This is a genomic window from Bacillus sp. FSL K6-3312, from assembly GCF_038007485.1.
GTDB classification, from domain to species: Bacteria; Bacillota; Bacilli; order Bacillales; family Bacillaceae; genus Bacillus; species Bacillus pumilus.
This window is the reverse complement of the sequence record NZ_JBBOXI010000001.1, coordinates 3,807,332-3,820,669: the sequence shown is the minus strand read 5'-3', so window position 1 is coordinate 3,820,669 and position 13,338 is coordinate 3,807,332. Positions and strand designations below refer to the sequence as shown.

The following is a 13,338-nucleotide window of genomic DNA, read 5'->3' as shown; positions in this document are numbered from 1 at the left end:
TCTTTTTTATAACCCTTTAATGTTGATTTCATCAACTGGAAGGAAGATTTCACCTGTATCTGTGTATTTCATGGTGACCTGATCGCTTTCTTTTAAATAAATGACGAGAGGTTCTTTTTCAGATGACATGGTGTAGCTTTTCCCATCGTCTAGCAGGAAGGTGACGGTTGTATAATCACCGGTCTTTTCTTTATACACTCGTTTGACTTTCCCTGTAGTTTCTTTCTTTTCCTGCTTAGAGGAACTGTTAACGGTACCGCCGCCTTTTTGCAGAGCTGTCTTATAGGCTCTCAGTGCTTCGTTTGGTGTTGAAGCGTACGCAGCGATTTCAGGATTGGCTGCCGAAACGATAAAGTAGTTTTGCAGGAAGCCATTTGAATCGAGAACTGGTGTGAGCCAGCTGGCTTCTCCATAGAAATTATAGAGAATCGGCATGCGGCCTTTCCATTTCTTTTCGATGAAACGTTTCTCAATAATTTGCAGAGCGCCTTGAGAATCCATGTAGGACGCTTCAAGATTTCCGGTATAATAAGTCGCTTTTCCTGTCCGGGCATTTGTCAGGGCATACCCAAGCATCGAATCAACGCCCTCTTTCGGACTTGTGAAATCTGTGAAGTAGTACATATCTCCTTTTGCATCAAACACCGGACTCACATTGGCTTCTGTTCCTTCATCTGAAGGCAGCTTTACATCTGACTTTCCAAACATACTATTCCAGAACCCGTGAATATAGTTTCCGAAATAACTGTTTTGCAGACTGACCGCTTCTGGTGAAACAGCACCATCAATAAAAGCAGGTACTTGATCTAGAGCATATTTCTTCGTTGCACCTGTTTTGGCATCAACAACGACCACGCCTGATGCTTTAAAGCCGTTTCGCGCCGAGATAAAATCGCCATACGTGCGAATGTAATAAGGCTTTCCATCATCATTGATTTCCAGCTGTGTGTCGCCGTAGAAAATCAAATCAGGGTATTGAAGGCGAATATGCCGCTCAATTTCTTTGTTGAAATAAGAGGAAGGCGTGTAGACCATCTCTGTTTTCACAAACTTTGGATTGGCAGATGAGTCGGTCGCACTTAAAGTAAAGTAACCCGGCGTACTCCCTGAACGAATCCATTTAAAGAAATCCGAGAATTCCACTGGGGCGATGTACACATACTCACCGTTGACCTTCTGGATTTGCAGGCTGCCAAGCTCATAGTAGCTTGTGTTTGGAACCTGTCCGAACGATTTCTTCATTTTGTTCCGAGCAAATTGAGGCGGTACACTTGCAGGTGTTTCCGTCTCATCAAACGCTTTGATTTCCACTTTTTGTTCCATTTTGGAGACATCAAATTTCTCATTCGCATTGAATAGAAAAGCTGTCGCCATATAAACACCGAGCAGTAATAAAATAAGAAACAGCACGCCTTTGATCTTACGCTCCAGCCCAACTGATAAAAAGGCGCCTGCTGCTGTCACAACAAGTCCAATCAACCATAGGGATGAAGGGTTACGATCCAAATTGGTCATATAATAGAAAACAAAAATACCGACCATGAACAGTAAAGCAAGGCCTGCAATCCACAGAAGCGGAACCTGTTGTTCTGTCCCTTTCTTTCTAATGATCAACTTGAGTGGTGTGAGCAAGAGGGTCAAGACAAGACCGATCACAACCGAAAATAACAAAATATATCCCACAAACAGATCTCCTTTCAAATCAATCACTCTTTTAGTATATACGAGTGAGATGGGGAAAAGATTCATAAGACGGAAGGTTCATCTAAATGCCAATCGAGTCGATGGCGGATTGAACATCTTCTTTCAGTTCGTAAAACTTGAGTCTTTGCTCGATTTTCTCTGTTAAGGCGTCAATGGCTTGTCCTGACATATGCGTATGGATGCGCTTTTGATGTTTATACACTTTGTTCTGAAGTTCATCAATTAGATCTAAAATTTTTCCCGCTTCTTGGCGGTCTTCTGCAAATTCATGTTGAAGCTGATGCCGGATGGCTCTGATTAGCGCTGTTTTCTGTTCTTCTTTGATCTTTGCTTTCAAAGCAGCCAGCTCTGCTGGTGTCATGTCTTCAGTGTGAAAGTTTGTTTGAGAAAAGACGGAGCTTGATGTATGCGTATCTGTCATTCGTTGCAAAAAACGGTCTGCATCTGTTGGTTGTTTCTTTGAAAATTCCATTCCTCGTTCTCCTTAAGAAATGCCCATATTCTTTGCCAGGGCTGTATCTGCATCATGGTATTCTTTTCCTAGCTGGCTCATATCATCTGATATTGAGTCCAGCCACCTTTTTATATTCATCGCGCTATCAATCGCTGTATCATACTCTTTGACGGAATAGAACTCATTCTCAAGTCCCTCCGTTTTTAAATGACGAATCACGGTATCCACATCAGAAGCCGTCAGCTGATCATAGGAACCAAAGCCAACGATCTGTTTGTATCTCGAGCGTACCCGTTCCACAGACTGATCCACTTTGTCATCGAGCTTCTCGATTTTGCGAATAATTTGCTGCATATGGTGCTCGGCATATGTCGAGAATTTACGACCTGTGTTCATGAGAACATGCGACTTGATTAAAATCGCCACCACACTTTGCGGGTGAACATTCGACTGACTCAATTGATGTAACATGGCGGCAGTGAGAGAAGGGTTTTTTTTCAACATATCATCAATGGTTTCAACGGAGCCATCTGATGAAAAGGCATACCGATCTAAGCCATGGCTGCCAGCAAGGGCTTCAAGAAATAAATTCGCATCCAGTGAAGGATTCACACTCATTGCCCGATTGAGGAGATCTTTCATGAATTGGACGGCTTTGGAGGAGTCCTCGGAGTAATCGACGCCTTCAGGTAAAGCGGCATCATACATCACTTTCAAACGACCGATTTCTGTCGTATGTCGATTTAAAAGAGAAAGCCCGTCATTGAGATTGATATATTCTGTTAATCTACTACGGTAATCACCTTTTAATGCTTTGGCTTGGAGGCCGTCCGATAGATTGGGGTAAATATTCGGATTCTCAAAGGTGACCCCGCCTTTAATAAAATCATTTTTAACAAGAACATAGGATGCATTCGACCCGCCGAGTGAATGACCTGTCACATACATCTTGGCATTCGGCATTTTCTTATGTATTTCTTTCGCATACCGATCCGCTTGAACCATTTGATTCTCTGCGCCATTTTCAAAGGGAATATTTTTAATCAGATACTTTGTATCCGAAACCATCCAATCTTGAACAATTTCATTTGTATAGGTGGTTGTGCCTGTTGTCATCTTAGTCGTCACTTCCTGTGAAGCCTTCGACCGACTAAAAGGAGGTAGCTTCGTCAAAATGGTAGAAAGAAGATCATCTGACTCTTTTTTTCCATGTTTTTTAATGGTATCTTTATATTGGCCTGCGCCAATCGGTTCAGAGCCACGGTAGGCGATGACTGCGTTTTTGATTTTGGTGAGGTCTTTTCCTTTACCGGATCTAATATAGTCATCCATTAAAACGAGAGTCAATGCGTTAAGTCCTTTTTCTGTTTCTTTATAGTCAATGACATACATTTTTCTACCATTGCTAATTTCTATTTCTTTATAGTCCTTATAGTTTTTAATAGCATAAGATTTTGTTGATATTTCTTTATAGTCTTCGTCAGTAAGCTTAAATTGAGTTGACTTTATGGTCAATATTAACACTCCTGTTATCTTTATACTTGGTAATTATATTATATAGTGGTATAAATATCTATTTTAGATCTATCGCTTATTATACAAAAAATATCTCTATTATATCAATAAAAGGTGGATATTATTTAAATGAAAAATACAATTAAAATTATATGTGTTCTAATTCTCGTCATAGTTATCTCAGTGATTTTACTTATTCTGGAATTTGACAAGAAAAAAGAATCAAACGATGCGGGAGGAAAAAATATCGTGGAAGAAAGAGAAAAGAGTGATCAAGAATTAGCAGAAGAGTTTGCAGAGAAGATGAAACCCAAGATTGAAGAGCACTTACACAAAAGAGATATTCATAACTTTATCAAAACCATCACGTTTGAAAAAGATGTGACCATTAACCCAATGGGAGATATTACGATTGATGGTTATGTAAATGATGAACCGGAAAAGTACGGTTTCTCAGCTTCTTTACAATATAGAGCTAAAAAAATCGGTTCAATGAGTTATGACCCTGATTTATCAGACCGCTTTATAGATTGGGAAGAATATAAAGATGAGCCGGAAGTGAAAGAAAATTACCTTAAAAGTTTTACTAAGGAGGAACGTGATCAGTATCTGAGAGACATTGGAGAAAAAGAGTAAAACAGGTACTAGCCTACCTGTTTTTATTTTGTCAAATTCAATAGTCAGCTGATTAAAGTTCATCAAGGAGTTTTGCTTTTTATGAAAAATATCATGAAATTTTCTATCATAATTGTGGTCGCCGTCATCTCCGTAATTGTGTTTGTTGTAGAGTACATTCATCAGAGTTTTTCAGATGAAGTAGTGCAAGAGAAAAGCGATCAAGAAAAGGCCGAAGAATTCGCAGAAAAGATGAAACCAAAAATTGAAGAATATTTACATGAAAAAGATATTCACAATTTTATTAAAACCATCACATTTAAAAAAAATGTATCTATAAGCCCTATGGGTTATGTCACAGTTGATGGATATATAAATAAAGATGCAGAAAAATATCATTTTTCTGCATCATTAATATACAAATCTAATGAAATAGGTTCGATGAGTCATTCTCCTGATTTATCATATCGCTTTAAAGACTGGGATAAATATAAAGATGAGCCTGAAATAAAGGAAAACTATCTTAAAAGACTCTCTGAAAAGGAACGAGAACAGTATCTCAAGGATATTGGGGAGAAATAACAAAAAGTTAATAAATTACCTTTTTTGTTTTTCATTATTAAGAAGGTGGCAACGGTAGACATGAAAAACACAATAAAACTTGTATCTGTTTTGGTCGTTATCATCATTGTCTCAGTGACTTCGTTAATCACTCAGCACAATAAGCAAAGTAAATCAAATGATGTGGTAAAAGAAAAGAGCGATCAAGAAAAAGCAGAAGAGCTCGCAGAAAAAATGAAGCCTAAAATAGAAGAATTTTTACGCAAAGAAGACATCCATCAATTTATTAAGACCATAACGTTTAAGAAGAGGGTAACTATTAATCCAATGGGCTACATCGTAATTAGAGGATATATAAATGGTGAGCCAGAAAAGTACGAGTTCTCCGCTTCATTAAAGTATAGAACAAAAGAAATCGGTTCAATGAGTTTTTCAGCAGAACTAGGAGATCGTTTTGAGAACTGGGATGATTTTAATCCTCAAGTGAAAGAAGACTATCTGAATAGTTTATCTAAAAAAGAACGCGAACAGTATCTCAAAGACATCGGAGAAAAGGAGTAATTACAAGTGTTCAACTTCTGATTATCTCCAAATCGTTGAAAAAGGAATATGCTATCATTCCTCTAACAACACTTTCAAATAAGGGAGAGATTTCAATCATGGCAAATAAAAAGAAATTGATCTTGGACGTAGACACTGGAATCGATGATGCGATTGGGATATTGCTTGCAGTGAAAAGTAATCGGTTTGATATCTTGGGGATTACAACGGTGTGTGGGAATGTGTCTGTCGATGCGGCTACATTGAATACGTGTAAAGTGCTTGAGCTGGTTGAGGCAGATAATATTCCTGTCATCAAAGGTTCAGCAACTCCTCTTTTAAGAGCGCCCCATTATGAACATCGGGTGCACGGAGAGGATGGGATTGGCGGTGCTTTAAAGGATGCTCAGCCTAAGAAGAAAGCATATGCTGGTTTTGCGCCTGATTTTATCATCGACCAAGTGATGCAGTATTCGAAGCAGGTTACGCTTGTGTTGACAGGGCCTTTAACGAATTTAGCCCTTGCAGTGAAAAAGTGTCCTGAGCTGATTCATCACGTGAATGAAGTCATTTTTATGGGTGGTGTCGTTGAGGGACAGGGGAATGTCACGCCGGTAGCGGAATTTAATACATATGCAGACCCAGAAGCGGCGAAGTTAGTGCTGGATGCAGGGTTCCCTTCATTGACTCAAGTAGGATTAGATGTCACGAGACAGGTCTTGCTTACGGATGAAAGAATTGATGCGATTCAGAATGAAACGTTGGCCCATTATATTAGAGAGAGTACAAGCATTTACTGCCAGCGCTATTTTGAACGAAATGGTGTGTGGGCGTGTGCCATGCATGATCCGCTTGCTGTAAGTCTTGCCATTGACAAGCAGCTCGTGAGCACACAGGCTTTTCATGTGGACGTCGAGACGAAGAGTGAGTTTTGTGATGGACAGATGATCTGTGATTTTCAGCATCAATGGGAGAAAGAGCGCAACGTTCAAGTGTGTATGGATGTAGATGCTGACGCTTTCTTTGATTTATTGATCAACACAATGAATGCTTAAAAAAGAAGTCTGTGCAAACGGGCTTCTTTTTTATAAGATGGGAACATGAGGAAATGTATGCGTTCACATGAATAAGGGAGGAGTGAAGTCAATTGGCTTCTGTTAGTTTAAGTAGTATTGAAAAAATACGAGCAGCAAGCAGAGGATTGCCGCCAAAGCTCAAAGCAATTGCAGAGCATATTACGAGTGAGCCCCGCGACATCATCCATTTGTCTATTGTCGAGCTTGCGAAAAAAACTGCAAGCTCAGAGGCAACGATTTTTCGTCTTTGTAAAAGGCTTGGATTTGAGGGATTTCAAGATTTGAAGATTGCTATTGCCCAGGAAATAGACCAAACAAAGCCTAATTATGTAGATGAAGAAATGAGTCTTGATGATGATATGGCTATTTTTATGCAAAAGGTTTTTCAGACGAATATATCCGCTTTAAAGGATAGCTTTCAATTGTTGAATCCAGAGGATGTAGAAAAAGCCATACAAATCATTCATGAAGCAAAACGCTTAGAGTTTTATGGAAGTGGTGGGTCTGGCCTCATTGCGACAGACGCTTTTCATAAATTTATGAGGACAGGCATCAACTGTATTGTTCACACAGATTCTCACTTTCAAGCGATGTCTGCTGGTCTTCTTGATCAGCACAGTACAGTGATCGGTATATCTCATTCTGGACGAAATAAAGATTTGCTCGATGCGATGAAAACAGCAAAGAGTAAAGGAGCTAAAACCATCGGTATTACAAGCTATCAGCGCTCACCATTGAGTCAGCTAGCAGATGTCACGTTGTATACTGCGACACAAGAAACGGCTTTTCGAACAGAAGCGATGTCTGCAAGACTTGCTCAGCTGACGGTCATTGACGTTCTATATTTTGCACTTGCTCACTTAAGGCAGCAGGAAACAATAACGAATTTAAAACAAATGCGAGAAACCATTTCACAAAAAAGGGTGTAATGATTCCAAAAATAAATTTTTCTGATAATGAAAAATGCTGATGTGGTAACGATTGTGAGCTTTTTAGTGAAAATAATTTTCTTTTCGGTCATTGAATGTCGAAAAAATTATTTTTATAATGGGATCTAACAGGCAATTCAAAAACTACATATGTGACTTCAAATCATTGATTGGGCGTGATACAGATGAAGGGGAACCAGGCGGTAATTGGTTTGGATATTGGAACAACAAGTACAAAGGCGGTTCTGTTTGGACCTCAGGGGAAGGTATTAGCGAAGCATTCAGTTCCTTATGAGCTCATTCAGCCCCAGCCAGCATGGGTTGAGCAGGATCCTGAAAAGATATTAGAAGCCGTCATTGCGAGTGTAAGAGGTGCATTGACGAAAGCAGCATTTGATGAAGAAAATCTTATAGGCATCGGGATAAGTACAGCGATGCATTCCTTAATTGTGATGGATAAGGATGGAAAAACATTAACGAACAGTATCATTTGGGCAGATAACAGAAGTGCAGAACAAGCGAAACGAATCAAATCAGATATGGATGGCTTCCACATTTATAAAAGGACAGGTACACCGATCCATCCAATGTCACCGCTTTCAAAAATACGTTGGATGAAAGAAATGGCACCGGATGTCTTCAAGAAGGCAGCAAAATTTATTTCGATCAAAGAATATATTCTTTATCATTTTTTCGGTCAGTATGTCGTCGATTATTCAATCGCTTCAGCAACGGGACTGTTCCAATTGGAAGCGCTTCGATGGGATGAGAAGGCGCTTCGTATTGCTGGTATTGAAGCCAGTCAACTATCTGAACTTGTCCCAACGATATATCAACTGAAAGGACTTCAGCCAGAGATTGCACTGCGCATGGGCATTAAAGAAGATACACCATTTGTCATTGGTGCGAATGATGGCGTTCTAGCGAATTTAGGTGTGGGCGCGATTGGCAAAGGAGAGGTGGCTGTTACGATTGGGACAAGCGGTGCTGTCCGTACGGTTGTAGACAAACCAATTACAGATGAGCAATCAAGAACGTTCTGCTATGCCCTGACAGATAAGCATTGGGTTGTAGGAGGACCGACCAATAATGGCGGGATCATGCTGAGATGGCTGAAGGATGAATTCGGGTCATCAGAGGTGGAGGTAGCAAAGCGTCTAGGTGTGGACCCTTACGATCTGATGATGGATATCGCGGAAAAGGTTCCAGCTGGTTCTGAGGGTCTGCTGTTTCTGCCATTTTTATCAGGTGAGCGGGCACCTTATTGGAATCCAAATGCGAGAGGCACCTTCTTTGGAATCGGTCTTCAGCATAAGCGGGAGCATTTTATTAGAGCGGTGTTAGAAGGCGTCATTATGAGTGTTTTCTCGATCGGTGTTGCCTTAAGGGATTTAACCGGTTCAGCAAAGGATGTCAGAGCTTCGGGCGGATTTGCACGATCTCCGCTGTGGCGGCAAATTTTAGCGGATACGATGGGTAGAGAAGTGCTTGTTCCAGAAAGCTACGAGGCGTCAGCACTTGGGGCGGCTGTCCTTGCACTTTATAGTTTAGGTCATATGGAAGAGATAGAAGAGGTTCAAGAGTGGATTCGAATCTCTGCTCGTCATGAACCTAATATGAAGAACAATGAAACTTACATAGAGCTGTTTTATTTATATGAGCGCCTCTATGACAAACTGAAGGATGAATTTGATGTCATTAGTGCGCTGCAATTAAAACAAAATCGTTAAACATCAGGGAAAAGGTGGGAGAACATGCTTTTATTCATCGTGATTTCGGCGATTGTCCTTTTACTCATTCTCATTACAGTCGCTAAGTTGAATCCGTTTGTGAGCTTAATTATTACTTCGATGCTAGTGGGCTTTGCGACGGGGATGGATTTGCAGGAAATCATTCAATCGATTAAAACGGGATTAGGCAATACGTTATCATTGCTGGCCATTGTTCTAGCGCTTGGTACCATGCTTGGGAAAATGATGGCTGAATCAGGGGGAGCAGAGCGGATAGCTCAAACTTTAATCGGCCGGTTTGGGACGAAGAATGTGCATTGGGCAATGATGTTTGTTGCTTTTATCGTGGGGATACCTGTCTTTTTCCAGGTCGGTTTCGTTCTTCTCATTCCTTTACTTTTTACAATTGCCATTGAAACAGGCATCTCGCTCGTGACCATTGGGATCTCGTTAATCGCTGGCTTGTCTGTCGTGCATGGGCTAGTCCCGCCTCATCCAGCGGCAATGGCAGCCGTTGGCATCTATCATGCCAACGTGGGGAAAACCCTTTTCTTCTCTATTATTGTGGGATTGCCGACAGCGATTATTGCAGGACCGCTGTACGGTAAGTGGATTGGAAAACGGATACATAAACCCGTTCCGGAGATGCTGAGAAAGCAATTCACTGAACGAAATGAAGATCGGAGACTCCCCGGCTTTGCGAATACGATGTTTACCATATTGGTACCGGTGATTCTGATGCTTCTTGCCACACTGGCGGACATTATCTTACCAGAGGACAATATGTGGTTCCAGGTATTCAAGTACATCGGAGATCCAATAACAGCACTGCTGATTGCAACAGTTTATTCATTTTTCAGTCTTGGCTTTATGCAAGGAATGAGCCGTGACCGGGTGCTTTCCTTTAGTAATGAGTGCTTAGGTCCGATCGCTTCCATCTTGCTTGTCATTGGAGCAGGAGGAGCTTTCAATAATGTGCTGATTGATTCAGGTGTCGGTGAATATATTGCAGATGTAGCCAAACACTCGCCGATTTCACCGATTTTGCTTAGCTGGCTGATTGCTGCGGTGATTCGTGTGGCAACAGGATCTGCGACGGTATCCATGATGACGGCAGCAGGTATTGTAGCCCCAATTGCTGCAACTATGCCGGATGTGAGCAGGGAGCTGCTTGTGTTAGCAACAGGAGCGGGTTCATTAATTTTATCTCACGTCAATGACTCTGGTTTTTGGCTGATCAAGGAGTATTTTGGTATGACCATTAAAGAGACGTTTTTGACATGGACGGCTATGGAGACGATCATTTCCGTTAGTGCCATTGCATTTATTATGATCATTAATATGTTTATATAGCGAACAACAGCCTAGTTCTTTGGAATTGGGCTGTTTTTAATATCACTTTCTTCAGATTGGGGTAAAATAATGATATTGAAATGTGGGAGGTGGACACGATCGAACCATTAAAACATGTGTACAATGAATTATTTATCCAAGAATTAGCGGAGAAACTTACGCAGGCTTCAACTGTATTTGATGTTGAGCCATTCCAGCGGCTCGTATTTCAAGAGGATTGGCAGCAGCTTGAGTTAAAAGGACGGATGAGACGAGTCACTGAATCGATGCATGCCTGTCTACCAGAGGATTATGAGCAGGCAATTGAGGTACTGCGTCAGGCAGCCCCGCATTTTTCAGGACTTAGTGCGCTTGTATTTCCAGACTACGTCGAGACGTACGGCCTTGCACACTGGGACCTCTCGATCAAGGCGCTCGAATTCTTCACACCCTTTTCCACTTCTGAATTTGCCGTTCGGCCATTTCTGATTCAAGATCAGGACAAAATGCTGGCGCAAATGCTCGTATGGTCTCAGGATCAAGATGAGCATTTGCGGAGGCTGGCTAGTGAAGGCTGCAGACCGCGTCTGCCATGGGGCTTATCTGTCCCTTCGCTTAAAAAGAATCCTTCGGTCACGCTGCCCATTTTGGAAAACTTGAAGGCAGATCCGTCGCGGTATGTGCAAAAAAGTGTAGCGAATCATTTAAATGATATTTCTGCAATTCAGCCAGATCTGATGAAGCAGACGGTTCAAAGCTGGTATGGAACCAACAAACATACGAACTGGATTGTCAAACATGCATCCCGTACTTTACTCAAAAAAGGAGATCCAGATATTATGGCGTTGTTTGGCTATGGGGACGATCCATCCGTTCAGGTAACGGATTTGAAGATCATACAAAACCCTATTCGGATCGGTGAGAAAATGACATTTCATTTTACCCTACAAGCCGATAAGCCGCTAAAGCTGCGTGTAGAGTATGCCATAGACTACGTCAAAGCTCGGGGGACCCGCAATCAAAAGGTATTTAAAATCACAGAGTTTGAAACAGACGCAACGTTACATAGAGAATTCGTCAGGACGCAGTCTTTTCAAAATATGACGACAAGAAAACACTATGAAGGAACCCATACATTAACAATCATCATCAACGGCATCCCGAAAGCGTCAGTTGATTTTGAAGTGACAGAAGACAGCAGCTCATGAAAAAAACCCGCCTCAATGGCGGGTTTTACAGCGTGTAGACAAACCCTCGCATTCGGTGTCAGGTCTGCGCGCTGGTGCTCACGAATGTTCAATTCGCTCCGCGCCAGTGCTCGGCCTTCCTAGACTTCAAAGGTTTTCAATCACGCTGAAAAGAAGACAAAGGGCTAAAATAAAGATCATTTTAGCCCTTTGTCAACAATCTGAAAAAAACCCGCCTCAATGGCGGGTTTTAGCGTTTAAGCCTTCTTTTTCATTAAGAATGAAGCAATGATGGCTGCGATTAAGAAACCAATGCTGATAATTGAGCTAGGCAAGTTTTCTTGTCTGAATAGGAACATCACAAAACTCACACTTAGTACAAGACCTGCAAATAAAGTCAAATACGGAAACAGCCACACCTTGAAATACGGCTCCTGTGGATATTTCGGGCGAAGTTTCAGATGTGCCATGCAAATGCTAATCCAAATGAGTGAAACAGCAAAACCAGGAATAGCCAGCATATAACTGAAGATTTGCTCTGGATATAAGTAAGCAAAGAATGTTCCGATGAGAAGAAACAGAATGGTCACCCATAAACTCAAAATGGGTACGCCTCTTTTATTGACCTGTGCCAGTTTTTTCGGACCGCCATCTGATTTAGAGAGAGAATGCATCATTCTCGTCGTTCCATAAATGCCAGAATTGGCCGCCGATAGAACGGCTGTAATCAATACGAAATTAATGAAGTGAGAGGCGCCTTGCATACCGGCTGCTGAAAAGACTTGAACAAATGGGCTGTTATTTGGATCAATTTGATTCCAAGGAATGAGTCCACAGATGATCAAAATCGGCAAAGTGTAAAATAAGATAATACGCCACATCATACTTTTAACAACACCAGGCAAGACCTTTTCGGCATCCTTTGTTTCTGTAATGGTCAGCCCGATCAATTCAGAGCCCCCGTAAGAGAAAATAACAACTAATAAAGAGGCAAAGATCGCACCCCATCCGTTCGGGACGAAGTTTTGATAGTTGGTGAGTGCAGATGTGCTTTGTTCGTTCGGAATGATCCCAAATAATAGGGCTGCACCAAGAATAATAAACACAATAATAACGAAAATCTTCATTCCAGCGAACCAAAACTCAATTTCACCAAAGTATTTTACATTATTTAAGTTAATTCCGATGACTAAGAGTGAGCAGAGTAAACATAGTGACCATAGCGGCACGTTTGGTAACCAGTATTGAAGCAGGCTGCCTGCCGCAATAATCTCGATGACACACACAGTGAGCCACATGAAACAGTAAACCCAGCCGACAACAAATGAAAAACGTTGACCAAGCGCAATCTGTATCAGGTCGCGAAGGTTATTTCCCGGATAGACAATCGCCATTTCAGCTAAGGCTGCCATCACGATGAGCAATAATAATCCGGCAAATACATAGGAAAAGATGACCCCAGGACCTGCTAAACCGATTGTATCGGCACTTCCTTTAAAGATTCCTGTACCAATGACCCCGCCCAATGCAATCATGCGAATGTGACGCGGTGATAAAAGCTTTTTTAATTCTTGTTGTTCCTGATTCGCGCTCATGACGTTCTCCTTTTTTAAAAATGCTTATGTTCCATTTTCTTTTTTCGGGACGTCAGTGTCAATATAAAAAAAGAGATTTTTCAGACAAAAACGGCGGTTG

General features: G+C 41.3%; 12 protein-coding genes. 8 read left to right on the top strand and 4 right to left on the bottom strand.

What is annotated here, in order from left to right:
* Window positions 1-6: 6 nt before the first annotated feature.
* From MHI11_RS20035 to MHI11_RS20025, 3 genes are all read right to left on the bottom strand, one after another.
* The gene (locus MHI11_RS20035) at window positions 7-1,683 is read right to left on the bottom strand and encodes a hypothetical protein (protein ID WP_340962191.1); all 1,677 of its coding nucleotides are present in this window, start codon (window positions 1,681-1,683) and stop codon (window positions 7-9) included.
* Between the two features lie 82 nt (window positions 1,684-1,765).
* Window positions 1,766-2,176, bottom strand: a complete 411-nt coding sequence (locus tag MHI11_RS20030) for a hypothetical protein (RefSeq protein ID WP_003215061.1) — start codon at window positions 2,174-2,176, stop codon at window positions 1,766-1,768.
* Between the two features lie 12 nt (window positions 2,177-2,188).
* Window positions 2,189-3,673 (bottom strand): lipase family protein, encoded by a 1,485-nt coding sequence (locus MHI11_RS20025; RefSeq protein ID WP_340962189.1) that lies wholly within the window; start codon window positions 3,671-3,673, stop codon window positions 2,189-2,191.
* A 129-nt stretch (window positions 3,674-3,802) separates the two neighbouring features.
* On the opposite strand from MHI11_RS20025, the gene MHI11_RS20020 reads away from it, so the two are divergent.
* From MHI11_RS20020 to MHI11_RS19985, 8 genes are all read left to right on the top strand, one after another.
* Window positions 3,803-4,309 (top strand): DUF1433 domain-containing protein, encoded by a 507-nt coding sequence (locus MHI11_RS20020; protein WP_340962187.1) that lies wholly within the window; start codon window positions 3,803-3,805, stop codon window positions 4,307-4,309.
* 81 nt (window positions 4,310-4,390) lie between these two features.
* Window positions 4,391-4,870 carry a DUF1433 domain-containing protein gene (locus tag MHI11_RS20015; RefSeq protein ID WP_340962186.1) on the top strand — a complete coding sequence of 160 codons (480 nt, stop codon included), beginning with the start codon at window positions 4,391-4,393 and terminating at the stop codon, window positions 4,868-4,870.
* A gap of 60 nt (window positions 4,871-4,930) precedes the next feature.
* Window positions 4,931-5,410, top strand: coding sequence for a DUF1433 domain-containing protein (locus MHI11_RS20010; RefSeq protein WP_044140360.1), 480 nt, complete (start codon window positions 4,931-4,933; stop codon window positions 5,408-5,410).
* Between the two features lie 98 nt (window positions 5,411-5,508).
* Window positions 5,509-6,444, top strand: a complete 936-nt coding sequence (locus tag MHI11_RS20005) for a nucleoside hydrolase (RefSeq protein WP_044140359.1) — start codon at window positions 5,509-5,511, stop codon at window positions 6,442-6,444.
* 92 nt (window positions 6,445-6,536) lie between these two features.
* Window positions 6,537-7,394 carry a MurR/RpiR family transcriptional regulator gene (locus MHI11_RS20000; protein WP_044140358.1) on the top strand — a complete coding sequence of 286 codons (858 nt, stop codon included), beginning with the start codon at window positions 6,537-6,539 and terminating at the stop codon, window positions 7,392-7,394.
* 185 nt (window positions 7,395-7,579) lie between these two features.
* Window positions 7,580-9,124, top strand: a complete 1,545-nt coding sequence (gene gntK, locus MHI11_RS19995; RefSeq protein WP_340962180.1) for a gluconokinase — start codon at window positions 7,580-7,582, stop codon at window positions 9,122-9,124.
* A gap of 24 nt (window positions 9,125-9,148) precedes the next feature.
* A complete protein-coding gene (locus MHI11_RS19990; RefSeq protein WP_340962178.1) occupies window positions 9,149-10,477 on the top strand; it encodes a GntP family permease in 1,329 nt (442 codons plus the stop codon).
* Window positions 10,478-10,557: 80 nt separating this feature from the next.
* The gene (locus MHI11_RS19985; protein ID WP_340962176.1) at window positions 10,558-11,664 is read left to right on the top strand and encodes a DNA alkylation repair protein; all 1,107 of its coding nucleotides are present in this window, start codon (window positions 10,558-10,560) and stop codon (window positions 11,662-11,664) included.
* Between the two features lie 236 nt (window positions 11,665-11,900).
* On the opposite strand, the gene MHI11_RS19980 is transcribed toward MHI11_RS19985, so the two are convergent.
* Window positions 11,901-13,238: an amino acid permease gene (locus MHI11_RS19980; protein WP_340962174.1), complete on the bottom strand. Its 1,338-nt coding sequence runs from the start codon at window positions 13,236-13,238 to the stop codon at window positions 11,901-11,903.
* Window positions 13,239-13,338 lie beyond the last annotated feature (100 nt).